Consider the following 23,875-nt stretch of genomic DNA (forward strand, 5'->3'; position numbering starts at 1 on the left):
AATCTAATAGAATCAATAAGATAAACGTAATCAGCTCAATCTTTGATGTCTAAATGACACACATATCGATGTCTTAGTTACATCAACTCGAACTGGACATGCGCAACATTGATGCTTTTCATTTGTATGCGAGCAAGGTAGCTTAAAAGAAAAAACAGAGGAGAAAGTCATGGCGCACTACATTTTCGGTTACGGCAGTTTGATGAATTCCGCCTCACGCCAACTCACAGGCAAAACCGCTCCAGCTATTCCCAGTGTCGTGCACGGGTTTAAACGCTATTGGGGAAAAGTGGACGACAGTTACACCCTCTCCCCCTTGGTGGTTGATCGAGGGGAAGGCTTAGTGAATGGCGTTTTGCTCGCCATCTCACCGGGCGAGATAAGCGAATTTGATCGCCGTGAGCGCGGCTATCATCGCGTGGCGATCCACCACGCCAATATTGAAACGACGCAACCGCTTACTCGCGAAGACAGCGTTTGGGTCTACATAAAAGACGCGCCCGCCCCCCCTTGCTCACTGATGCCCATCATGCAAACCTACGTCGATACCGTGTTGGCTGGTTGTTTGGAGATCTCCGAGAACTTTGCCGAGCAGTTTATCCACTCAACGTTTGGCTGGCATCATCCACTGGAAAATGATCGCCACCAGCCGAAGTATGGCAACCTAGCGGGCGTCACCCAAGCGCACCATCCGCATATCGATGCGTTGGTGGCTATCGTCAGGTGAAATAAGCGCGATATTTTGAAACGTTTACACCTAGCCTAAAAGCAGTAAAAACAAGCGCTAGGGCTCGTATTTGCATCGTTAAAACCGCGCAATGATTGCGTCATTTTCACAATGGGTGTTTAATGAACGCATCAGAAAACGAGGTTCAAGATGGCAACAATCAAAGACGTCGCAAAAGAAGCCGGTGTGTCGGTCGCCACGGTATCACGCGTCATTAATAAATCCCCCAAAGCAAGCAAGTCCTCCATCGCGGCCGTCACGCAAGCAATGAGCAAACTGGGCTATCGCCCAAACGCGGCAGCCAGAGCCTTAGTGAGCCAAAGCACCAATACGGTCGGCGTTTTGGTGGGGGATGTCTCTGATCCGTTTTTCGGTACGTTAGTCAAAGCGGTCGACAACGTTGCTCATGAGCATGGCAAGCATATCTTGGTCGGCAACGGCTACCACAGCTTAGAGGATGAGCGCCGAGCCATTGAGCTTTTGATCAATAACCGCTGCGATGCGTTAGTCATCCACTCAAAAGCCTTATCTGATGAAGAGCTTCAGGGCTATGCCAAAGAAGTGAAAGGCATGGTGATCATCAATCGTCATATCCCTGCGCTCGCAGAACGTTGCATCTCTTTGGATAACCACAAAGGCGCCTACCTCGCAACGGAATACCTGATTCGTAACGGCCACAAACACATCGCCTGCATCGCCTCCTCGCATCAAATTGAAGACTCGGGCCAACGTATTGAAGGGTATTTAGCGGCGCTCAAAGACCATAAGATCGATCTCTCCAAGGCGTATATTGAGTACGGTGAGCCCAATAGTGATGGCGGTGAAATCGCAATGACCAACCTACTCACCAAGTCGTTGACCATCACTGGCGTCGTCGCTTACAACGATTACATGGCGGCGGGCGCATTGTCGGTACTCGATGAAAATGGCATTGCTGTGCCGCAGCAGGTTTCGATGATGGGGTTCGATGATGGCTTGATTGCTCGCTATGTTCATCCAAGGCTGACGACAGTGCGTTACCCCATTCAGATGATGGCCGAGAAGGCCGCAAGGCTCGCCCTTGCACTCGCCAAAGGTGAACCGGAAGAGAGCGACACCATCATTTTTTCGCCCACGGTGGTGCGCAGAAATTCCGTAGAGCGGCTGTCATAAGCAGCACCTTGTCCGCGAGATAAACCTTATGAGACCGCCCTCCATTGAGGGCGGTTGTATTAATGACACATAAACTGATAAATGGTCTGCTGACGATACTGCTCTTTCGGCTTTAACAAGCAACTTGGTTGCGGCCACTCTGGGTGGTTGGGCGAGTCAGGCAAAAACTGGGTTTCTAGCGCAATGCCCGCATAATCTTGATATTCGCCCCCTTCTCGTCTTGGCGCACCGCCTAACCAGTTGCCAGTATAAAGTTGAATCGCCGGCTGCGTGGTGATGACACTGACGCTGACGCGCTCATCTTGGCTTGTTAAGGTTGCGATCGGCGCCTTTACCTCTCGTTCTGGGGCGAGAAAGAAGCTGTGATCGTAGCCTTTGGCTTGCTGCTGCTGCGTGTCAGCCAGTAGGTCTGCCGCAACCGATTTAGGTTGGTGAAAATCGAAACTGGTGCCTTCGACGCTCACCAGATCACCCAAAGGAATCCCGACCTCGGTGGTAGGTAGGTAGTAGTCGGCTTCAATAGAGAGGGTATGCGCGCGCGCATCCAGCCCGCTAGTGGTGCCATTGAGATTGAAGTAACCGTGATTGGTGAGATTGATTGGCGTGGTTTTATCACTGGTCGCCAAATAGTCAATGTGCAGCGCATTGTCGTCGCTGAGCAGATAACGCACCGAAACAGTGACATTGCCGGGAAAGCCTTGATCGCCATCTTTCGAGTGCAACGCAAACAAAACGTGCTGTTCGCTGCGCTCAACGATCTGCCAGCGTCGCTTATCAAACCCTTCGGCACCGCCATGCAGACAATTACCCGCTTGATTGGTCGACACTTGATAGGACTCACCCTCTATCTGAAAAAAACCATTGGCGATACGGTTCGCATAACGTCCAACGGTTACCCCCAAGTAACCTTGTTGGCGCTGGAAGTCTTCCATGGCCCCTACACCAAGTAACACTTCACGTTGCTCCCCGCTCGCCAAAGGCAAACGACAACTGAGCCAAGTGGCTCCGATGTCCATCAGCACAACGCGAGTCCCCACTGCGTTGTTCAATTCGACCAACTGCGCTGCCTCACCATCATAGGCTGGCTGCGCCGTCATGGTCTCAAATAGAGCATGAGTCATGGGTTTTCCTTATTCTGCTGTAACCAGGCCAGCGCCTTGCTTGGCTTGGCAAACATAGATCGACGCTTTGAGCCCCGTTTGCGCTTCGTATTGCGCCTCAACGACGGCGCGAACATCTCCCACCAGCGCGGGCGGAACAAGCGCTACAATACAGCCACCAAAACCACCGCCGGTCATCCGTACGCCGCCTTGGTCACCGATGACCTTTTTGACCATCTCGACTAACACATCGATCTCTTTGACGGTGATTTCAAAATCGTCACGCATCGAGGCGTGCGATTTGGCCATCAGCTCACCCATGCGTTTGATGTCATTGTTTCTCAGCGCTTGTGCCGCTTCTAAAGTGCGATCGTTTTCGGTAATGACATGACGTGCACGTTTGGCCACCATGGCATCGAGCTCGGATGCTTTGGCATTGAACTCCTCAATAGTGACATCGCGCAGCGCAGGCACACCGAAAATACGTGCGGCATCTTCACACTGCTCGCGGCGAGTGTTGTATTCACTATCGACTAGCCCGCGTTTTTTATTCGAGTTGATGATCACCACCGCCATCTCTGCAGGCATCGATACTGATTGAGTCTCTAGCGTACGGCAATCTAGCAACATCGCATGATTTTCTTGCCCTTCAGCGGAGATCATTTGATCCATGATGCCGCAGTTACACCCCACAAACTCATTCTCCGCCTGCTGACCGTTGAGTGCGATTTCGGCTTGAGAAATATCAAGCTTGTACAACTCTTTAAACGTCTGACCAATGACCACTTCCAACGCGGCTGAAGAGCTGAGACCCGCACCTTGAGGTACATTACCACTGACCGAAATGTCCGCGCCGTTGAAGGTGTACCCTCGCGCCAACAGACACTTGACCACACCGCGAATGTAGTTGGCCCACATTTTGTCTTGCGTAAAGGTGATGGCTTGGGTGATATCGAACTCATCCACGGCGTTGCCGTAATCAACCGACACCACGCGCACGAGGTTATCGTCACGCTTTGACGCCGCCACCACCGTTTGATAGTTAATCGCACAAGGGAGAACAAAGCCGTCGTTGTAGTCGGTGTGCTCACCAATCAAGTTGACGCGCCCCGGCGCTTGAATAATGTGCGATGGCGCATAGCCTAGCACCTTCTCGAACGAGCTCTTCACATTTTGGATCAGTTCAGACATAAGGTTCTTCTCTTAAAAAATAGCATTCGGTGGGTCAACGCCACGTGCGGCGTTCACGCTTAACAGACTCGGCTTAGGCCTCTTTGTAATGCACGTCACTGACGTCTCTTAGACGCTGCGCGGCTTGCTCTGCAGTTAAGTCACGCTGGCTTTCTGCCAGCATCTCATAGCCGACCATAAATTTTCTTACCGTGGCGCTGCGCAGCAACGGTGGGTAGAAGAGTGCGTGCAGTTGCCAGTGCTCAATGTCCGTCCCTTGTTCAAAAAATGGCGCGTAATGCCAGCCCATCGAATAAGGGAAAGAGCACTGGAACAAGTTATCATAGCGACTGGTTAACTTTTTGATCGCCAGCGCGAGATCATCACGCTGAACATCACTGAGTTCACTCATGCGGCGGATGTGCGCTTTGGGTAACAGCATGGTCTCAAACGGCCAAGCGGCCCAGTAAGGCACTACGGCGATCCAATGCTCAGTATCGACCACAATGCGCGATCCGTCTTTCAACTCGGCTTGGACATAATCAACCAACAAGTTGCGCCCGTGCTCTTCGAAGTAGGCTTTAAGGTGGCGCTCTTTGCGTTCAATTTCATTCGGCAGAAAGCTGTTGGCCCAGATTTGACCATGTGGGTGTGGCTGAGAGCAGCCCATGGTCTCGCCTTTGTTTTCAAACGCCTGAACCCAGAGGTACTCTTGGCCTAACTCTTCAATCTGTTCATTCCAAGTGTCAATCACCCCACGAATTTGAGCCACGGGTAATTCCGGCAAGGTTTTGCTGTGATCGGGAGAGAAGCAGATCACGCGGCTCAAGCCTCGCACACCTTGGGTTTTAAATAGCGGATTTTCAGATTCTGGTGCGTCAGGAGAATCAACCATCAGAGCGGCAAAGTCGTTATTGAACACGTAGGTGCCGCGGTAATCAGGATTCACATCGCCAGAGATACGAGTGTTGGTAGGACAAAGAAAACAGTGCGCATCGTAACGAGGCAATGCATCCTGCGCGGGCTTTTCATCCGCGCCACTCCAAGGGCGTTTTGCTCGATGAGGCGAGACTAATATCCACTGCCCAGTCAATGGGTTATAGCGACGATGTGGGTGATCCACAGGATTAAATTCAATATTCGACATCTTACTTACTCAACCTTAAACACAAAAACTCTTAACTGTTTGCTTAACCTTTGCCTAACTCATGCCCAGCTCGGCTCGCTGCGCGTTATGACGCGCCGTAACCTTGAGGGTTTGTGGACTGCCATTTCCATGTATCGGCCGTCATATCCGCGACGCTGCGGCTCGCTTTCCAACCCAGCTCTCGCTCTGCTTTCTCGGTGCTGGCAAAGCACTGGGCAATATCTCCTGGGCGTCTTGGGCACAGCTCATACGCAATCGGCTGACCGCAGGCTTGGCTAAAGGCATTGACCATCTCAAGCACACTGGAGCCTTGGCCGGTCCCCAAATTAAAAATGTGCAACCCAGCGCGCGCGCCTACCGATTTCAACGCTGCGATGTGCCCATCCGCTAAATCCATCACATGAATGTAGTCACGCACTCCGGTGCCATCGGGTGTTGGGTAGTCACTGCCAAAGACCGACAATTTCTCTCGCCGCCCCACCGCAACTTGAGCGATGAAAGGCATCAAATTATTTGGAATGCCTTGTGGGTCCTCTCCCATTGAGCCTGATGGATGGGCGCCGACCGGATTGAAATAGCGCAGCAAGGTAATGCTCCAATCGTTTTCCGCCGCAAAGAGATCCGATAAGCACTGCTCGACCATGTACTTACTGCGACCGTATGGGTTGGTCGTCGCGCCTGTCGGTGACTCTTCGGTGATCGGAACGCTAGCCGGGTCGCCATACACTGTCGCGGAAGAGCTAAACACTAAGCTTTTCACGCCCGCTTTACGCATGCAGCGCGCCAACACCAAGGAGCCATTCACGTTGTTGTCATAGTATTCGAGTGGCTTGGCTACCGACTCCCCGACCGCTTTCAATCCGGCAAAATGAATCACGGCGGCAATGTCATGCTGAGCAAAAACACCATCGAGAAACGCCTCATCGCGCACATCACCTTGATGAAAAATCGGCTTCACCTTGGTGAGTGCTTCAATACGGTTCAACACTTCTTGATTGGCATTGCAGAGGTTGTCGATAATCACAGGCTCCATGCCTGCTTCGATCATCTGTACACATGTATGGCTACCGATGTAACCCATTCCACCCGTTACTAATACTTTCACTGTTTGCCTCGCTCTGGTTCGCAATCGCTCAGAAATGACTCTGCTTGCTCAAAAGTCTAGCAATCATTTGCGCCTAGTTTCCGTGATCAATTTCTCATTGTGTAAACGTTTCCACAAATTACTCACCGATAATGGATTTGACTGCTATCCGACCCTTTTCTTTAGCCCATCAGAAAGAGGGCAGCAGGCTAAGGAAGCCAAAGCCATCAATATCTCTATCAAGGTCACAATCCCTGGCTAAACTTTGTGAAACGTTTTCACAGAAGCGAAAAATTATGGACATTTTCTCATCAAGTAAGAATCATAACGAAGAAACTGATTTGCATATCCAGCCCAGCACCGGACAATTTGCGACTTTGCCTTTGCCAGCCCTACCGCACCCTGCAAACTCGCCACCGGGGCACCACAGTTAGGACCACCCATGCCAAATACGATAGATAAACGCATGAAGATCGTTGCACTCACTTGGCCGCTATTTGTCGAGATCTTGCTGCGAACAGCGCTCAATACCAGCGATGTCTTCATGCTCAGTGGTTTCTCTGATAAAGCCGTTTCGGCGGTAGGCGTCATCTCTCAACTGTCGTTCTTTTTGATCATCGTCTCGTCGATGGTCAGCAGCGGCACGGGTATTTTGATTGCGCAATACAATGGTTCAGGCCGTGTACAAGATTCCGCCCATGTTAGCGTCGCCAGTATTTTTCTTTCTGCCCTGGTCGGTATCTGCCTGAGTGGACTGTCTATCTGGGGCGCTTACGCGTTTCTGCCGCTCTATGGATTAGAAGCTCAGGTCGAACAATACGCCCAAGAGTACCTGCTGATCAGCGGCGCGATGACTTTTAACGTCACCCTCGGCATCGTGCTGACCACTATTTTGCGCAGTAACGGCTTTTCCCGCTCTCCGATGGTGGTCAACTTGGTGTGCGGCGTGCTCAATATCATCGGTAACTACATCGCCCTCTATCAGCCTTTTGGCTTGCCGGTCTATGGGGTGCAAGGGGTGGCAATTGCCACTGTCGTTAGTCAGGTGCTCAGCACCGTGATCCTCTGGGCGGCGGTTAAACGCTCTGGCATCGAGATACCTTTTGCCGAGTACCGAGCCATCCCTCGCGTTATCTACTCACGCATCATCAAAATTGGTGCCATGAATGCCGGAGAAGTGCTCTCTTACAACATGGCGCAAATCTGCATCACCTTTTTTATCGTCCAGATGGGTACTGCCTCATTGGCCGCCTTCACCTACGCACAGAACATCGCTCGCCTCTCCTTTGCCTTTGCGCTTGCCCTCGGGCAAGGCAGTCAGATTCAAGCGGGCTACTACATAGGCCGCGGTTGGATTGACTCGATTTTGTCTCTAGTGCAAAAGTATTTTGTGGTTGGCTTTTGCGTCTCCACGCTGTTGACGGTCATCGTCTACTTGCTGAGCGATCCCATCATCGCCCTCTTTACCACAGAGCCGGAGATCGCCGCCCTAACCGCGACCTTGATTGCCGGTTCGATCGTGCTCGAAGCGGGGCGAGTCTTTAACCTCATCTTTATCTCGGCGCTCAAAGCGGCTGGCGATATCAAATTCCCAGTCAAAATGGGCATCATCAGTATGTGGGGATTCGGGGTCGGTATGAGCTATGTGTTTGGCGTCTACTGGGGCTATGGCGTGCTCGGTGCCTGGATGGCGATTGCACTCGACGAGTGGTTTCGCGGCATCATCATGGCAAGGCGCTGGCGCTCAAAAGTGTGGACACGCTACACCCTTTAGTGATCGACCATTTGTCATCAGTAACCAGACCGTCGTTAAACAACAGGGATAGCGCTCGCTATCCCTATTCATATTTATCCCCTACACCTCGTCAGCTTGAGCGTTGCTCAACGACAGTGTCACCTGATAGCGATAGCGTTTATCACTCAGAAGATAAGCCTGATGCACGCTAGGCGTCCACGAATCGTCACCGCCCACGCCCATATGCGCACCATCAATTCGCACGTAACAGGTGTCCCCTTTGGTTAACTCGTGCGTATGTTTGGCACTGGCTAAGTTGCGCAAACTGTAGCGACTGACGGCAAAATGAAATTGCCCCTCGATGAGCAACTCACCTACTTTGGCCTGCGTGACATCACAGCGCAAGCCGTTATCGCTTGGGAAAATGTACGGCGTGTGCATCGCATCCAGCGATTGTTGATAGCGTCCGATGTGCGCAGAGGCTAATCGGTCCGGATAGTTCTCATGTGGGCCGCGGCCCAGCCAAGAGACCTGTTCTATAGACTCGTGATGCTCGCCATCGTACAACGCCAGCTCTAAACCGATACGCGGCAGTGGGGGTAGATGCTGAGCAAGCGTCACATCGACATCCAAACTCACACTGCCATCACTGGCCACCGTATAGCGCCACGTCGAGCGGATCAGCGCCTTACCTTGATGGGAATAACGCTGCTGACTCACCACCACAACTCCTTGCTCAGCTTGATACCATTCAAACTGCTCAAGCTCTCGGGTCAAGGAATCGAGCCCTATCGACTGCCAACGCGCAAACCAAGAGTTGGGGTCGAGCTTGTTGGCCTCACTGGTGCCAATATCATTATCAAGCGGAGCCCGGTAGAAGTTATCGATAATCGGTGCGGTCAGCTTTTCGCTGTCGTTGACTTTCCAACTGCCGATCGCGCCTATTGATTTGTCAAACTCGAGCGCAAAATCATCACTATAGACCAGCAAGGCTTTTGCGCTGTCAGAGGTATTGATAGCGCCAACAGGCTTGATGTTCGGGCTAGGTAGCGCCGTCTCTACTGAGAGTTCCAGTTGCTCGATGGCCGTCACATGGCCGGCGCTTGCCCAAGCGGTCTCTTGACGAAGGCTCACCTCTAGGTTGAGGTAATACGGAGCGCAGCGACCACTTCTGATGGGCTGCTCGCTCAAGGTTAAGCTTTGCATCGATTTTGCCGCCAAATTGAGATCAAGCTGACCACGGTGCAGCACCTCTCCTTCACAAGTGACACTCCAATCAAGTATCTCGTTGTCACTGGCGCTAAACAGGTACTCACTCTCTACCTCGATCACTAGTGGCTGAGTCGATAGCAGGCGGAACTGGTAAAACTGCTGCGCTTTTTTGACTTCCTGCAGGGTGGGATGCGCGCTTCTATCCGGGAATAGCAGACCATTGATGCAAAACTGACGATCATTAATTTCATCACCAAAATCCCCGCCATAGGCCCAATACGTTTGGCCATCCGGCGCTATTTTAGTTAGACCTTGATCGACCCAATCCCAAATGAATCCCCCTTGCAAGCGCGGGTTATCTCGAAACGCTTGCCAGTAGTGGGTAAAGCTGCCGAGGCTGTTGCCCATCGCATGAGCGTATTCACATAAAATCAGGGGACGCGTCTCATCAGGCAGTGCAATCGATTTACGAATCCCGACACGCGGCGTGACCTGTGGCTGATGCTTGACGACTGGCAGATCCCAATCGACCCGTGCGTACATCGGACATAGGATATCGGTCGCGGCGGTCATCGCGCCGCCGCCTTCATATTGGACAGGTCGAGAAGGGTCACGCTGTTTGACCCATTGATACATCGCATGATGGTTATTCCCGATCCCCGACTCGTTGCCAAGCGACCAAATGATGACACACGCATGGTTCTTATCGCGCTCCACCAGCCGAGTGATACGGCGCAGGTAGGCCGGTAGCCATTCACTGTCGTCGGACAAGCGGCACATCGGAAACTGGCCGTGGGTTTCAAGGTTGGCTTCATCCACCACATAGAGACCATACTCATCGCAAAGTTGATACCACAGAGGATGGTTTGGATAGTGCGCGGTACGTACCGCATTGAAATTGTTCTGCTTGAGCAGCTGGATGTCGCGGAGCATATCTTCTCTTGTCATCACATGACCAAGCTCTGGATGATGCTCATGACGATTGACGCCGCGGATCAGCAGCGCTTCGCCATTCACTTTCAGCTGACCGTGCTCAATACGTACCTCACGAAAACCGACCGAATACGCCTCACAATCTATCACCGTGTCATGCTCATCAAGCAAGCTGACAACAGCGCGATACAAGTAAGGGCGCTCTGCGCTCCACAGTATCGGCGCTTGAACGTCAAGGGCATGCTGCGCTTTATCGCTCCACGGCCCTTTTTCATCGACAAACTGTAATCCCACCGTGCTGACTTGCTCTGCGACCAGCTGCTGTTCAGCATCAAACAGACGCACACGTACGCGATTGGCGACCTCTTTTTGCGATAAAGTGGTCGTCACACCAACCGTGGCCTGGTGAAACCCTAGCGCCAACTCAGTGCGAATCTCCACATCTTGAATGTGCAGTCGCGGTTTTCGGGTTAAGGTGACATCACGGAAAATGCCGCTTAGCCACCACATATCTTGATCTTCCAAGTAGGAACCGTCGCACCAACGCATCACCATGACCGTCAACTGGTTGCGCCCCTCCTGAAGATAAGGCGTTAAATCAAATTCGGCGGGCAAACGGGCATCTTGCGAATAACCGACCCACACACCATTGCACCACAGGTGAAAGGCACTGTTAACGCCATCAAAGGTGATCCACGTTAACTCATTGGGCTGTGGCGACACCTCAAACGTGGTGCGATAAACGCCGGTCGGATTGTGCTTAGGTACGATTGGCGGCGTGTCCGCAAACGGATATTTCACATTGGTGTAAATTGGCCGATCGTCAACCTGCGGCTGTAACTGCCAGTTGGATGGCACCGTGATTGGCGACCAAGCGCTGTCATCAAAACTTTTCTCAATACACGCTTCTGGCACCTCACTCGGCGCCGAGAACAGCATAAACTGCCATTGACCATTCAAGCACATTTGCTGGGCAGACCCTCTCCCTTGCAAGGCATCGTCTTCGTTTTGGTAAGCATGGAAAGGGGCATGTGCGGGCAGAACATGATGGTGGGTGACGTGATGATTTTCCCACTCTCGCGCTGCCAGAATATCGGCAAAAGTTCTCATAACAACACTCTTAATCTCAGTGATAAAAAAGAGCGCACTGACTCGAGAGGCCACGAGTGGAGCAGTGCGCTCAGTCGGCTGACTCTGGCAGGTCTATGTACAGGGGAATAGACTCGCCGTCAGCGTATCAAAACCTTATTTGAAGGTGCGTTTGCTGACCTTATCCAGTTTTTGCAAAATGTCGTCGATGCGATCAGGGTGAACCATGAACTCTTGGAAACCCTTCATCCCTTCTTTCGCCATTGCAGGATCGGTATCTCGGTCATAGAACTGCGCCGTACCTTCCGCGTTCGCCAGCATTTCCACCCCTTTGTCTAGGAACGGATCCGCTTTCGCTTTCGCTTTGTTGTTAGTTGGGATCTGCAACAACATCTCGTTGATCAATTGCTGGTTTTCCGCACGAGCAACAAACTGAAGGAACTTACGTGCGTCTTCTTTGTTTTTCGCTTTTGATGGGATGTGAATCGTATCCATCGGCGCGTCTTCCGCCATCGGAACGGAAGGGTCGATCACCGGGAATTGGAAGAAGCCCATTTTGCCATCCAACTCTTTCGGGAAGTTAGGGGTAATGAAGTTACCCATCAGATACATCGCCGCCTGACCGTTGTAGAGGAACGGCTGCGCCTCTTGCCAAGAGTAAGACGCATGGTTTTCTAGGAAATAACCAGGCTCCACCAACTGTGCCCAGTTCGCGAAGGTTTTCTTCACTCGCTCATCGGTGTAAGGCACTTTGCCGTCCATCAACTGGATATGGAAATCGAGGCCGTTGGTACGTAAGTTGATGTAATCAAACCAACCCGCCGCCGTCCAAAGATATTTAGTACCGATGGTGAACGGTGCCACGCCATTCTCTTTCAATGTCGCCGAGGCTTTAAGTAGATCGTCCCACGTTTTTGGCTCAGCAATACCGTACTGCTCAAAGATGTCTTGGCGGTAGTAGATACCCCATTGGTAATAAGTGTAAGGCACACCGTATTGCTTGCCGTTGACCGTCATCGCGGGCGCCGAAGCGGTGAAGTCTTGCTTCATGTTGTTGTCTGTCCAGATGTCACTCACATCTTCAAACAGGCCACGATCAACGAAGGTTTTCATACGGTTACCCGCATACCAGAACACCACATCCGGCGGCGAAGTGACCAACCAGTTGCGGATGGTCGTTTTGTACGCTTCATGATCGTAGAGGTTATATTTGACTGTGACATCCGGGTACTCTTGCTCAAATCGCTTGATGATTTCAGCCCACGCCTCTTTAGGTGCAGGGTCTGAGGCGTCAGAGTTGATCACCAAAGTGCCTGCCCATGCGGATGTCGAAAGAGTTGCACCGAGTATTGCGGTAGCAGCAAGGTGTTTCACGTATTTCATATTCAGGTCCTTGTTATTGAGCCTAAGGCTCTTGGTCCAATTTATTGTTTTGTTGCTGTGTAGAGTCTGTTACTGCATAGACCTGCTGGTGAGCCAAATGGGGGTTTCGCCCACCAGCAATTTGTTGATCCTATTATCCTTTGGTCGCACCTAGGGTTAAGCCGGCGATGAAATGACGCTGCATGGTAAAAAACAGCACCACAGGTGGAATCGCCGCAACGATCGCGCCTGCCGACATCAGCTGCCAAGACGCCAGCCACTGACCTTGCAGTGAGCTAAGCCCCGCAGTAACCGGACGGACTTCATCACTTTGCACTAAGACCAATGCCCAGAAGAAGTCGTTCCAGATGAAGGTGAAAACCAGCACCGCCAACGCCGCTAATGCTGGGCGAACCAAGGGCAATACTACGTGCCAGAAGATCTTCCATTCGGTGACCCCTTCCACGCGCGCGGCTTCAATCAAGGCATCCGGAATACCGACGATGAAATTGCGCATAAACAAGGTACAAAATCCGGCTTGAAACGCGATATGGAAGAAAATAAGCGCCCAATGGGTGTCGTAGAGACCAAAGCTGATGGTCAAATCGCGCACTGGGATCATCAGGATCTGGAAGGGTACAAAGTTACCCGCGATGAACATCGCGAAGATCCAGATGTTTGCCTTGAAGTTGTACTTCGCTAAGGCAAAGCCCGCTAATGTCGACAGCGCCACCGCCCCAGCAACCGCAGGCAAAGTGATCATCAAACTGTTGATCAGGTATTGGCCCATTGCGGTTGAGGTAAAGACTTGAGTGTAGTTTTCGAGAAACTGGATTTCGCTTGGCCAGCCCCAGTAATTACCAGTGTTGATGTCTTCTATCGAGCGAATCGAGGTCATCATCACCGCAATCAATGGCAGTAACCACATCACGATCGACAGTGGCAACGCGACGCGATAGCTGATATTGACAAAACGGCCAGATTTTTGAATCGGTTGTGGGTACATTATTTTTCACTCCTCAACATACGCCATAAGAAGTACGCGATATACACATCCATGATGAGGAACAACACAACGGAAACTGCCGCGCCATAACCCATTCGGTAGTTAAAAATGGACTCTTCATACATCTGGTAAGCCAATACCGTCGAGCTGCCCCACGGGCCACCGGCTGTCATGGTGGCAACCAAGTCAAATGAGCGCAGCGCACCAATCACGGTGACCACAATCGCAATGAAGGTCGCAGGGCGAAGCTGCGGCAACACCACGTACCACAACATGCGCCACTTTTTCGCACCGTCAAGACGCGCCGCTTCAAGCTGCTCAGGGTCCAAGTTGTTCAACCCCGTGAGGTACAAAATCATGCAGTAAGAAATCTGCGGCCACAGACCGGCGGCAATGATGCCGTAGGTGACGTAATCTTCGTTGGCCAAAATAGAAACCGGCTCGAAACCGAGACCACCCAACACAATATTGAACAAGCCAAACGACGGGTCATAGAACCAAGCAAACACCAAACCGACGACCACTTGCGAAATAACAAAGGGGAAGAAGAACAGCGATTTAACAACACGAATCCCTCTCACCTGTTGGTTAAGAAAGAGCGCGATCGCTAAACCAATCGGCGGGGCGAGCATAAAGAACACTAGCCAAAGGAAGTTGTTTTTCAATGAGGTGTAAAACGCATCGGAATCAAACAACTCACGATAGTTGTCTAGGCCGACCCATGTTTTTTCACCTAGCCCATCCCATTCAAAGAAACTGAGCCAAATACTGTCTAGAATCGGATAGATAACATAAACGGCAAAAATCGCCATCGCAGGCGCTAAGAACAGCCAAGGGGAGAGCTTGGCACTCACCCGAGATTTACGTCTGGCTGAGGGGAGACGATTTTCTGGGTATATCGTTTTCACAGATTGCTCCATTTTGTGTGACTCCTTGTCACATCTCGTCGTTTCTGTTCGTTAAAGTTTCACTTATATAAAGTAGACAAAAAGAAACCAAAAGATGAAGTTTTATCGCATCTACGAATACATATTAGCCATCCACTTTATTTTATATAGGGAGAGAAATTGATTTTGTAAACGTTTCCACAAAATTCACCTATTTTCCTCCAAAAACCATGACAAGGATCAACTATTGCCATTGAGCAACTAACAAAAATCGCGGAAAAGCGTATGTTTTAGACAGAAACAAAAAACAACTCACGTTAAACGAGCGCATTCGCTCATAAAACGAAATTTTTAAGCCATATGGGCAAGGAGTATTTATGGCTGACATCAGCTTAAAGAAAGTCATCAAGCGTTTCGGTGACGTTCAAACCATCCATGGTGTGGATCTTGAGATCGACAATGGTGAGTTTGTGGTTTTTGTTGGACCATCCGGTTGTGGTAAATCGACCCTGCTTCGTCTTGTGGCTGGTTTAGAAGAGATCACCGAAGGCGAAATCAGTATCGACAACCACATCGTCAATGACGTTGATCCTGCCGAGCGAGGCGTGGCGATGGTATTCCAATCTTACGCCCTCTACCCTCATATGACTGTTGAAGAGAATATGGGCTTTGGCCTGAAAATGAACGGTCACCCTAAAGAGTACATCGACAAGCAAGTGAACGGCGCGGCGAAAACGCTACAGCTTGATCACTTGTTGCAGCGTAAACCAAAAGAGCTCTCTGGCGGTCAGCGTCAGCGTGTCGCTATTGGCCGCGCCATTGTACGTAACCCCAAAGTGTTCCTTTTTGATGAGCCCCTCTCCAACCTCGATGCAGAACTGCGCGTCGACATGCGTCTGCAAATCGCCAAGCTGCATCAAGATCTGCAAAACACCATGATCTACGTAACGCACGATCAAGTCGAAGCCATGACGCTCGCCGATAAAATCGTCGTCCTGCGCGATGGTCGTGTTGAGCAGGTGGGCTCGCCGCTAGAGCTCTACCACAAACCGCAAAACGAATTTGTTGCTGGCTTCATCGGCTCACCGAAAATGAACTTCATTCCAACCCAAGTCGAGCAAGCCAATAGCTCTGGCCTGACCTTGGTAAGTCAAGACGGCAAGGTATTCCATCTGCCCGCGGTGCAGCGCGCACTGCACGCTGGCGATAAAGTCACTCTCGGTATTCGTCCTGAACATTTAGAGATCAACAATGACAACCCAGTGCAGATTGAGTTCCAAAGTGAAGTAGTCGAACGGTTGGGCAACAGCACCTACATGTTTGGTCAATCTTGTGGCGTTGATGGGTTCAAAGTACACCTACCTGGCGATCAAGAGGTCACTAAATTCCAAACTATGGCGCTAAGCTGCAAACAGAGCGATTGTCACCTATTCGATGGCCAAGGCATTCGCATAGAGTAAGGCGTTTTAACTCCTCACGTTGAACAGGTCAGCCCTTTGGCTGGCCTTGTTTGTTATCCCCTCTCTTTGTCACTCGTATTCACTCACCCAATTTGTTACTGAGCTTTTCAGTGCCAATCTTTGTCATAAAAGTGACATATTCCATTGAGACCATGACGCCCTTACTGACAAGGCCAACCTTCCTCTCTCTATAATGCCTTGTTTTTCAATCACACTAAGGATGCGTTGAGCAATGCTAGCGATTTTCAAAACCTTCTTTTGGCTAGGCTGGATTAGCTTTGGTGGCCCTGCCGCCCATATCGGTTATTTTCGTCATACCTTTGTAGAAAAACGCCGATGGCTCAGTGATGAGGAATACGCGCAAATCGTCGCGCTCAGTCAGTTTCTACCCGGCCCAGGTTCAAGCCAAGTCGGCTTCGCGTTAGGCTACAAAAAAGGCGGATTGCTTGGTGCCCTTGCCGCCTTTATCGGCTTTACCACCCCCTCTATCGTGATCATGTTGGCGCTCGCATTGGTCAGCAGCCAAGTCACCGATGCCACGTTGTTTCAACATATCGTCCACGGACTGAAGTTACTGGCAGTGGTTGTGGTCGCCGATGCCACCTTAGGGATGTACAAGAACTTCTGCCAAACTCGCCTAAGCGTCAGCCTCTGCGTGGCGACTGCGATCGCACTGCTCGTTATGCCGAGCATTGTCACCCAAGTGATGGTTTTGTTGCTGGCCGCTGCGATTGGCGTAAAGTTCTTAGGCCGCGAAACGTCAACGCCGCCGAGTGCCTTTACTCCAAGCCTATGGCCTCTCGCATTTTTTGCTGTGCTGTTCATGGGTTTACCGTTAGTCGCAGCACGTTCTGATGCATTGCAGCTATTTAATGACTTTTTCCAAGCGGGTAGTTTGGTTTTTGGTGGCGGTCATGTGGTTCTGCCACTGCTGCAAGAGTTGGTCGGTGATAGGCTGTCACAAGATCTCTTCCTCACCGGGTACGCCGCCGCACAAGCCGTCCCGGGTCCGATGTTCACGTTTGCCACTTACATCGGCTACGCCTTACTGCCGAACGCGCCGATTTTTGGGGCTCTACTGGCCACCCTCGCGGTCTTCTTACCCGGGTTTCTGCTGCTCTTAGGCGTACTGAAAAACTGGCAATCGTTGGCGCAAAGGCCCGCCGTGTCAGGCGCGTTGCAAGGCGTGAATGCCGCCGTGGTGGGATTATTGTTGGCGGCCTTGTATCAACCTGTGTTTAGTAGCGCGGTTTTATCTTCGGTGGATCTGGCGCTCGTCGTGCTCGGTATTTACTTGATGAAACAATACAAACTACCGATTGTATGGATGGTGGTGCTCTTTATGCTTTTAGGCGCGGTGGTCGGCCACCTGACCCTCTAGTCGTTCTCACAGGGTTTGCGAGCGTGCAAAGCGCTCGCAAATGTATCGCTACATACAACACAATGCCAGACGGCTCACATCTACACCGTTCGCTTCACCTTGAAATCCTCTGTTTCATCACATCTTACCAGTTTGCCCCCTAGGATTCGCTTCACTCACTTTTCATTTACATGCTAAAGTTAACAAGCTGTTAACAATAAAAATAATGTACCCATTTTCCAATAACACGGAGTTAGAGAATGATTCAGCCTAACGAGTTACGCAAACCGTCCTGTGCTCTCCCCCCACCGAACGAGATGATTTTGAAATGGGCAGAGGAACGCCCTAATCAGGTCTATCTAAAACAGATCATCAACCGCCAGTTTGTCGAATACACTTACGCCGAGGTTGCAGACAAAGCGCTCAGATTAGTCTCAGCACTGCAAGCGCTAGGTCTTAAACCACGTGACAAAGTCGCACTGGTATCGAAAAACTGCGCCGAGTGGTTCATTTGTGACTTGGCGATGATGTTGGGCGATTTTGTCAGCGTGCCCATCTTCCCGACCGCCGGTGCTGACACGATTGAATACTGTGTGACCCATAGTGAAAGTAAAGCTCTGATTGGCGGCAAACTCGATGATGCTGGCGCCACTCAGGAAGTAATTGATGGTCAAGCAGGCTTGATCACTATCGCGCTGCCCTATGACACTGCGCCAAAGTGCCAACATCAGTTCAACGACTTAATGGCGCAGCATGCTCCAACGGATTTTCGTGCCGAGCACTGCGATGATAAGTTAATGTCGCTGGTGTATACATCAGGGACATCGGGTCTACCGAAAGGGGCAATGTTGACTTATGGCGCATTCAGTTGGTCTTCGCAGCAGTTGATCAATCATATCGGCATTGAAGAGAACGATCGCCTATTCTCCTACCTCCCTTTGGCGCACATTACCGAGCGTGTGTACATCTTTGGGTCCTCCATCATGGGTGGCGTCCAAACGGCCTTCCCAGAGTCACTTGATACCTTTATCGAAGATGTCAAAATGCAGCGCCCGACTCTGTTTATCTCTGTTCCCAGACTCTGGACTCTGTTCCAACAGCGTATCCAAGATAAATTGCCACAGAGGAAGCTCAATATTCTGCTCAAGATTCCGTTCGTTAATTCCCTTATCAAGAAAAAGCTCGCCGATGGCCTGGGCTTAGATCAAGCACGCGTGCTCGGCTGTGGCTCTGCGCCGGTGTCACCCGCTTTGCTCGATTGGTATCACAGTGTCGGCCTCAATATTACTGAGGCTTGGGGGATGACTGAGTCCTTTGCCTACAGCACACTCAACTACCCGTTCCGCGCTGATAAGATTGGCAGTGTCGGCAATGCTGGCCCCGGAATCGAACTCAAAATTGCCGACGATGATGAAATCATGGTACGCAGTAAAGGGATGTTCTCTGGCTACTACAAAAATGACATTGCCAGTCAGGAGTCATTCGACAGCGAAGGTTGGCTACATACTGGCGACATCGGCGCTATTGATGCTGAAGGCTACTTGACCATTCAAGGGCGCAAAAAAGACACTTTCAAAACCGCCAAAGGTAAATTTGTCGCGCCAGTGCCAATTGAGAAGAAACTGTTCGAATACAGCCGCGTTGAAATGATGTGTTTAATTGGCCTCGGTCTGCCCGCCCCGATTTTGCTCGTCGTCCCGCATGACTTTCCTAACTTTGACCGTGCTCGCTATGAACGCACCACCAAAAAAGTGATTGCGCGGATGAACCAAGAGCTCGAATCGCATGAGCAAATCAAAGGGGTACTGATGATCAAAGAGCCGTGGAGCATCGAAAATGGCATTCTAACGCCCACACTCAAGATCAAACGCCATGTACTGGAACAGAAGTACCACGACGTGGGCCACAACTGGCCGAAAGGTCAACTCGTTGTTTGGGAAGAGTAACGCTAGTCGCTCTATCTTATCGAGAAGTTAAGGAGAACGTGGTTCTCCTTTTTTTCGTCATGTATAGTGACGAGCAAAATGTGATTGAAAAGGATCGTCTATGGATGCAAGGCTGCATCATCTTCCAGGGTTACGGTATTTCGAAGTCGCGGCAAGGCACAACAGCTACAGTCGAGCAGCTGAAGCGCTGTTCGTCAGTCAGGCGGCGGTGAGCCAGAAAATACGTCAACTTGAAGATGGCTTAGGATGCAAACTGTTCGTGCGTGATGGTCGAGAAATGCGCCTCACTGAGCAAGGCAAGATGCTGTATAAGCATGTCTCTCAAGGGTTCGAACAGATCATTTCAGGGCTCAATCAGATTCAAGCTGAGCCGGTCGAAGGGTTGCTCTGTGTCAGCTCTACGCCTTCATTTGCCTCTCGCTGGTTATTGCCACGTCTATGGAAGTTCTCGAGCCAGCATCCCAACATCCCCATTCGGATCATCACTAGCTGTGACGCGCCAAACTTAAAACAAGGTGAAGCGGATGTGGTCATTTGGCAAGGTGAGGCGCTAGGTGAAGAGTGCCCATCGAAACTTCACAAAGAGTTCCTGTTTGAAGAGAACATTTATCCTTTTTGCTCCCCTCACTTAGCCAAGTCCATTAACCTGACTCAGCCCGAACAGCTGCTTGCCAGTTGGTTAATTCACTATGAGTCTGGCGGTTACCCTTGGAAAAGTTGGTTTGCTAAAGCCGGTATAGAGATGGAAAAAGAGTCGGTTCGCTGGATGGATGTCAGTACCTTCGATCACGCGATGAACGCCGTCATGGCCGGGCATGGTGCCTGCTTAGTGTCTGACTCACTCGCCGCTGACTACGTCGAACGTGGACTACTCATGAAACCCTTCGATATCGGTATGACCCCGGGTATTCAGTTTAATCTCTTCTATGATCGTGAATCGACAAGGCGCGATCGTATTCAAGCTTTCGCCCACTGGCTGAGTAATGAAATTGCCCCTTGTGAATGACATCGCCCCCAGCGATATCTCGCTAGGGGTGTGTTACGTTTAAGCTTAGAGCCGACCCGATTATTGGGTTCTTAGACGTTGCCAGTACTTCTCATACACCGCTAAGGTCTCAGCACCAACATCGTTAATGAACTCCCCTTTCTTGATGTCTTCCACCGCTGGGAAAATCGTCGGGTTATTCTTAAGTTCGTCAGCTAGCAATGCGCGGCCTGCATTCGTTGCGGACGCATAGCCTAGGCTATTGACGATCTCAGCTTGCTGCTCAGCTTGGTACATAAAGTTAATGAACTTGTGTGCCAATGCTTTGTTTTGGCTGCCTGATGGAATAGTAAAGTTATCCATCCACAATACCGCGCCCTCTTCTGGCATCACAAACTTCAGCTCTGGCATTTCGACTTGGCCTTGGTAGGCATTACCATTCCACTGCATACCAACAGAGGCTTCACCGGAAACGTAAGGCATTTGTGGTGCATCTGAGTTATAGAGTAGGACGTTATCTCTCAAGGCTACTAACGATTCGTAGGCCTGCTTGATCTCGTCTTCGTTCTTCGTTCTTCGTGTTGATGCTATGACCGTTCAATTTCAGCGCCATACCAAATACGTCACGAATATCGTCGATCAGCATCACCTGTTGTCCGTATTTCGCATCCCAAAGCTGCGCCCATTTGGTGACAGGCTCGTCGACAAGGGATTCATTGTAGCTGATGCCCGTCACGCCCCAAATGTAAGGCAAAGAGTAACGGTTGTCAGGATCATGAGCTTGGCCCAATAACCCTTCCATCGCGTCGCCCATATTTGGGACTTGCGCATGATCTATCTCATATCTCAGCCAGTAGTCCTTCACGCCCCATTTTCTCGATAAAGTACGCCGAAGCGAATACCACATCGTAACCTGAGCCTTTCACCAGTTTTAACTTGGTGTACATTGATTCATTATTTTCAAATGTTGAATAGTTAATCGTTACGCCTTCTTGTTTCTCGAACGCTTTTAATGACGCTTCTGGCAAGTAGCCACCCCAAGCGTATACGTTCAAAACTTTATTATCTGCGTGAGAAGAAAGGCTGAGTAACAATGCGCTCAGACCCACTACTTTAGAAAACACTTTCATGGTATGCGATCCAACCTGTCCAGCAACGCGCTGGGATTCGGATGCATAATTATTTAATTGTTAATCAATTGAAAGGGAAATTAATTAATCGTTATGAACAATATTTGTTATCGCTTAGCGAGCGCCGATAACTGCTGGTCTAAAGAGAAAACGTGGTCAAAAACAGGCATAAAAAAACCTCCGATGCTTTCGCATCGAAGGTTTGTAATCATCACAAAAGTGATACGCGGTTAAGAATTACTTCTTAGCGTTGCGCTCTTTCACTTCAGCGATAACTTGCTCAGCCACGTTTGCTGGACATGGTGCGTAGTGAGCGAACTCCATAGAGAACTGACCACGACCAGAAGTGATAGTACGTAGGTGACCGATGTAGCCGAACATCTCAGATAGAGGAACGTCAGCTTTAATACGAACACCTGTTGCACCAGCTTGTTGATCTTTGATCATGCCACGACGACGGTTGAGGTCACCGATTACATCACCTACGTTGTCATCTGGAGAGAATACGTCAACGTGCATGATAGGCTCTAGAAGCTGAGCACCTGCTTTAGGCATAGACTGACGGAATGCACCTTTCGCTGCAATTTCGTAAGCGATTGCTGATGAGTCAACTGCGTGGAAGCCACCGTCGAATAGCTCAACTTCTACGTCTAGCGTAGGGAAGCCAGCTAGAACACCCGTTTCCATCATGCTCGCGAAGCCTTTCTCTACTGCAGGCCAGAATTCTTTAGGTACGTTACCACCAACAACAGTTGACTTGAACGTAAAGCCAGAGTTTGGCTCACCTGGTTTGATACGGTAGTCAATCTTACCGAACTGACCAGAACCACCAGACTGCTTCTTGTGCGTGTAGCTATCTTCAACTGCTTGAGTGATAGTCTCACGGTAAGCTACCTGCGGTGCACCGACTTCTAGCTCAACACCGTAAGTACGCTTAAGGATGTCTACCTTGATGTCTAGGTGAAGTTCACCCATACCTTTTAGGATAGTTTCGCCTGAATCTTCGTCAGTCTCTACTTGGAAAGATGGATCTTCTGCAACCATTTTACCGATCGCGATACCCATTTTCTCAGTTGAACCTTTGTCTTTTGGTGATACAGCAATCGAGATTACTGGCTCAGGGAAGATCATTGGCTCTAGAGTACATTCGTGCTTAGGATCACATAGAGTGTGACCTGTTTGAACGTTCTTCATACCAACAACAGCGATGATGTCACCCGCTTGCGCTTCAGTGATCTCGTTACGGTCATCAGCTTGCATTTCACACATACGGCCGATACGCTCAGTTTTACCTGTTGCCGCGTTAAGGATCGTATCACCTTTCTTCATCACACCTGAGTAGATACGGATGAAGGTTAGTGCGCCGAAGCGGTCGTCCATGATCTTAAACGCTAGAGCACGTAGAGGCTCGTCTGCAGATACTGTTGCAACTTCACCAGTTGGCTCACCAGTTTCTGGATCAGTGAGAGGCTGAGGCTCCACTTCTGTTGGCGATGGTAAGTAATCTACCACTGCGTCTAGTACTAGCTGAACACCCTTGTTCTTAAATGCAGAACCACAGAATGTAGGGAAGAATGCTAGGTCACGTGTACCTTTACGGATACAACGCTTGATGTCTTCGATAGAAGGCTCTTCACCTTCCATGTACGCTTCCATTAGGTCGTCGTCTTGCTCAACAGCCGTTTCGATTAGCTCTTCACGGTACTGTTCAACGTCATCAACCATGTCAGCTGGAACGTCTAGGATTTCGTAGTTCTCAGGAAGACCAGAGTCATCCCATACGTACGCTTTACGAGATAGCAGATCAACCACACCAACGAAGTCATCTTCACGGCCGATTGGAAGAACCATCACTAGTGGGTTAGCCGCTAGAACGTTCTTAACTTGGTCAACAACGTTGAAGAAGTCTGCGCCCATACGGTCTAGTTTGTTTACGAAGATCAGACGAGATACTTCTGATTCGTTCGCGTAGCGCCAGTTCGTTTCTGACTGAGGCTCAACACCACCAGAACCACAGAAAACACCGATACCACCATCAAGAACTTTTAGTGAACGGTATACTTCAACTGTAAAGTCAACGTGTCCCGGAGTATCGATAACGTTTAGGCGGTGGCCATTCCACTCACAAGTTACCGCAGCAGACTGGATAGTAATACCGCGCTCAGCTTCCTGCTCCATGAAGTCAGTCGTAGACTCACCGTCATGTACTTCACCAGTTTTGTGGATTTTACCAGTAAGCTTAAGGATACGCTCAGTGGTGGTAGTTTTACCCGCATCAACGTGCGCGAAAATACCAATGTTTCTGTACTTTGATAAATCTGCCATTGTCTTACTCTGTTTATAAGGTATAAATTGCGCGCAGAGTATATCACAATCTGTCAAGACTGATA

Annotated in this window: 16 protein-coding genes and 1 pseudogene; 7 read left to right on the forward strand and 10 right to left on the reverse strand. The window is 50.3% G+C overall.

What is annotated here, in order from left to right:
- Nucleotides 1-169: 169 nt before the first annotated feature.
- Together AC6R03_RS17235 and AC6R03_RS17240 are read left to right on the forward strand one after the other, a co-directional pair.
- Nucleotides 170-727, forward strand: coding sequence for a gamma-glutamylcyclotransferase family protein (locus tag AC6R03_RS17235; protein WP_500631540.1), 558 nt, complete (start codon nucleotides 170-172; stop codon nucleotides 725-727).
- Nucleotides 728-877: 150 nt separating this feature from the next.
- Nucleotides 878-1,879: a substrate-binding domain-containing protein gene (locus AC6R03_RS17240; RefSeq protein ID WP_500631541.1), complete on the forward strand. Its 1,002-nt coding sequence runs from the start codon at nucleotides 878-880 to the stop codon at nucleotides 1,877-1,879.
- Nucleotides 1,880-1,938: 59 nt separating this feature from the next.
- Here the strand turns inward: AC6R03_RS17240 and galM are convergent, their stop codons facing one another.
- The 4 genes from galM to galE form a co-directional block, all read right to left on the reverse strand.
- Nucleotides 1,939-3,000 carry a galactose-1-epimerase gene (galM, locus tag AC6R03_RS17245; RefSeq protein ID WP_500631542.1) on the reverse strand — a complete coding sequence of 354 codons (1,062 nt, stop codon included), beginning with the start codon at nucleotides 2,998-3,000 and terminating at the stop codon, nucleotides 1,939-1,941.
- A 9-nt stretch (nucleotides 3,001-3,009) separates the two neighbouring features.
- The gene (gene galK, locus AC6R03_RS17250; protein ID WP_500631543.1) at nucleotides 3,010-4,170 is read right to left on the reverse strand and encodes a galactokinase; all 1,161 of its coding nucleotides are present in this window, start codon (nucleotides 4,168-4,170) and stop codon (nucleotides 3,010-3,012) included.
- A 73-nt stretch (nucleotides 4,171-4,243) separates the two neighbouring features.
- Nucleotides 4,244-5,296, reverse strand: coding sequence for a UDP-glucose--hexose-1-phosphate uridylyltransferase (locus tag AC6R03_RS17255; RefSeq protein ID WP_500631544.1), 1,053 nt, complete (start codon nucleotides 5,294-5,296; stop codon nucleotides 4,244-4,246).
- Nucleotides 5,297-5,381: 85 nt separating this feature from the next.
- Nucleotides 5,382-6,401, reverse strand: a complete 1,020-nt coding sequence (gene galE / locus AC6R03_RS17260; RefSeq protein WP_500633719.1) for a UDP-glucose 4-epimerase GalE — start codon at nucleotides 6,399-6,401, stop codon at nucleotides 5,382-5,384.
- Nucleotides 6,402-6,822: 421 nt separating this feature from the next.
- On the opposite strand from galE, the gene AC6R03_RS17265 reads away from it, so the two are divergent.
- A complete protein-coding gene (locus AC6R03_RS17265) occupies nucleotides 6,823-8,154 on the forward strand; it encodes an MATE family efflux transporter (protein WP_500631710.1) in 1,332 nt (443 codons plus the stop codon).
- Between the two features lie 81 nt (nucleotides 8,155-8,235).
- On the opposite strand, the gene AC6R03_RS17270 is transcribed toward AC6R03_RS17265, so the two are convergent.
- The 4 genes from AC6R03_RS17270 to AC6R03_RS17285 all read right to left on the reverse strand — a co-directional run bounded on the left by AC6R03_RS17270 (nucleotide 8,236) and on the right by AC6R03_RS17285 (nucleotide 14,637).
- Nucleotides 8,236-11,370, reverse strand: a complete 3,135-nt coding sequence (locus tag AC6R03_RS17270) for a beta-galactosidase (protein WP_500631709.1) — start codon at nucleotides 11,368-11,370, stop codon at nucleotides 8,236-8,238.
- A 135-nt stretch (nucleotides 11,371-11,505) separates the two neighbouring features.
- Nucleotides 11,506-12,732, reverse strand: a complete 1,227-nt coding sequence (locus AC6R03_RS17275) for an ABC transporter substrate-binding protein (RefSeq protein WP_487901734.1) — start codon at nucleotides 12,730-12,732, stop codon at nucleotides 11,506-11,508.
- Between the two features lie 133 nt (nucleotides 12,733-12,865).
- Nucleotides 12,866-13,717, reverse strand: a complete 852-nt coding sequence (locus tag AC6R03_RS17280) for a carbohydrate ABC transporter permease (RefSeq protein WP_334551427.1) — start codon at nucleotides 13,715-13,717, stop codon at nucleotides 12,866-12,868.
- On the reverse strand, nucleotides 13,717-14,637 hold the full coding sequence (locus tag AC6R03_RS17285; protein WP_487901735.1) for a carbohydrate ABC transporter permease: 921 nt from the start codon (nucleotides 14,635-14,637) through the stop codon (nucleotides 13,717-13,719). The genes AC6R03_RS17280 and AC6R03_RS17285 overlap by 1 nt, the downstream gene beginning before the upstream one ends.
- A 344-nt stretch (nucleotides 14,638-14,981) precedes the next feature.
- Here AC6R03_RS17285 and AC6R03_RS17290 point away from each other — a divergent pair, with 344 nt between their 5' ends.
- From AC6R03_RS17290 to AC6R03_RS17305, 4 genes are all read left to right on the forward strand, one after another.
- Nucleotides 14,982-16,064 (forward strand): ABC transporter ATP-binding protein, encoded by a 1,083-nt coding sequence (locus AC6R03_RS17290; RefSeq protein ID WP_500631708.1) that lies wholly within the window; start codon nucleotides 14,982-14,984, stop codon nucleotides 16,062-16,064.
- 232 nt (nucleotides 16,065-16,296) lie between these two features.
- Nucleotides 16,297-17,445 (forward strand): chromate efflux transporter, encoded by a 1,149-nt coding sequence (gene chrA, locus AC6R03_RS17295; protein ID WP_500631707.1) that lies wholly within the window; start codon nucleotides 16,297-16,299, stop codon nucleotides 17,443-17,445.
- A gap of 239 nt (nucleotides 17,446-17,684) precedes the next feature.
- Nucleotides 17,685-19,370, forward strand: a complete 1,686-nt coding sequence (locus AC6R03_RS17300; RefSeq protein ID WP_500631706.1) for an AMP-binding protein — start codon at nucleotides 17,685-17,687, stop codon at nucleotides 19,368-19,370.
- Between the two features lie 100 nt (nucleotides 19,371-19,470).
- Nucleotides 19,471-20,376, forward strand: coding sequence for a LysR substrate-binding domain-containing protein (locus AC6R03_RS17305; protein ID WP_500631705.1), 906 nt, complete (start codon nucleotides 19,471-19,473; stop codon nucleotides 20,374-20,376).
- A gap of 60 nt (nucleotides 20,377-20,436) precedes the next feature.
- Here AC6R03_RS17305 and AC6R03_RS17310 read toward each other — a convergent pair.
- Nucleotides 20,437-21,485: pseudogene (locus AC6R03_RS17310) on the reverse strand (polyamine ABC transporter substrate-binding protein).
- A 237-nt stretch (nucleotides 21,486-21,722) separates the two neighbouring features.
- Entirely contained in the window at nucleotides 21,723-23,810 is a 2,088-nt protein-coding gene (gene fusA / locus AC6R03_RS17315) for an elongation factor G (RefSeq protein ID WP_500631704.1), read from the reverse strand.
- Between the last annotated feature and the right edge of the window lie 65 nt (nucleotides 23,811-23,875).

The organism is Vibrio sp. R10-SG-ISO4 (genome assembly GCF_059834135.1).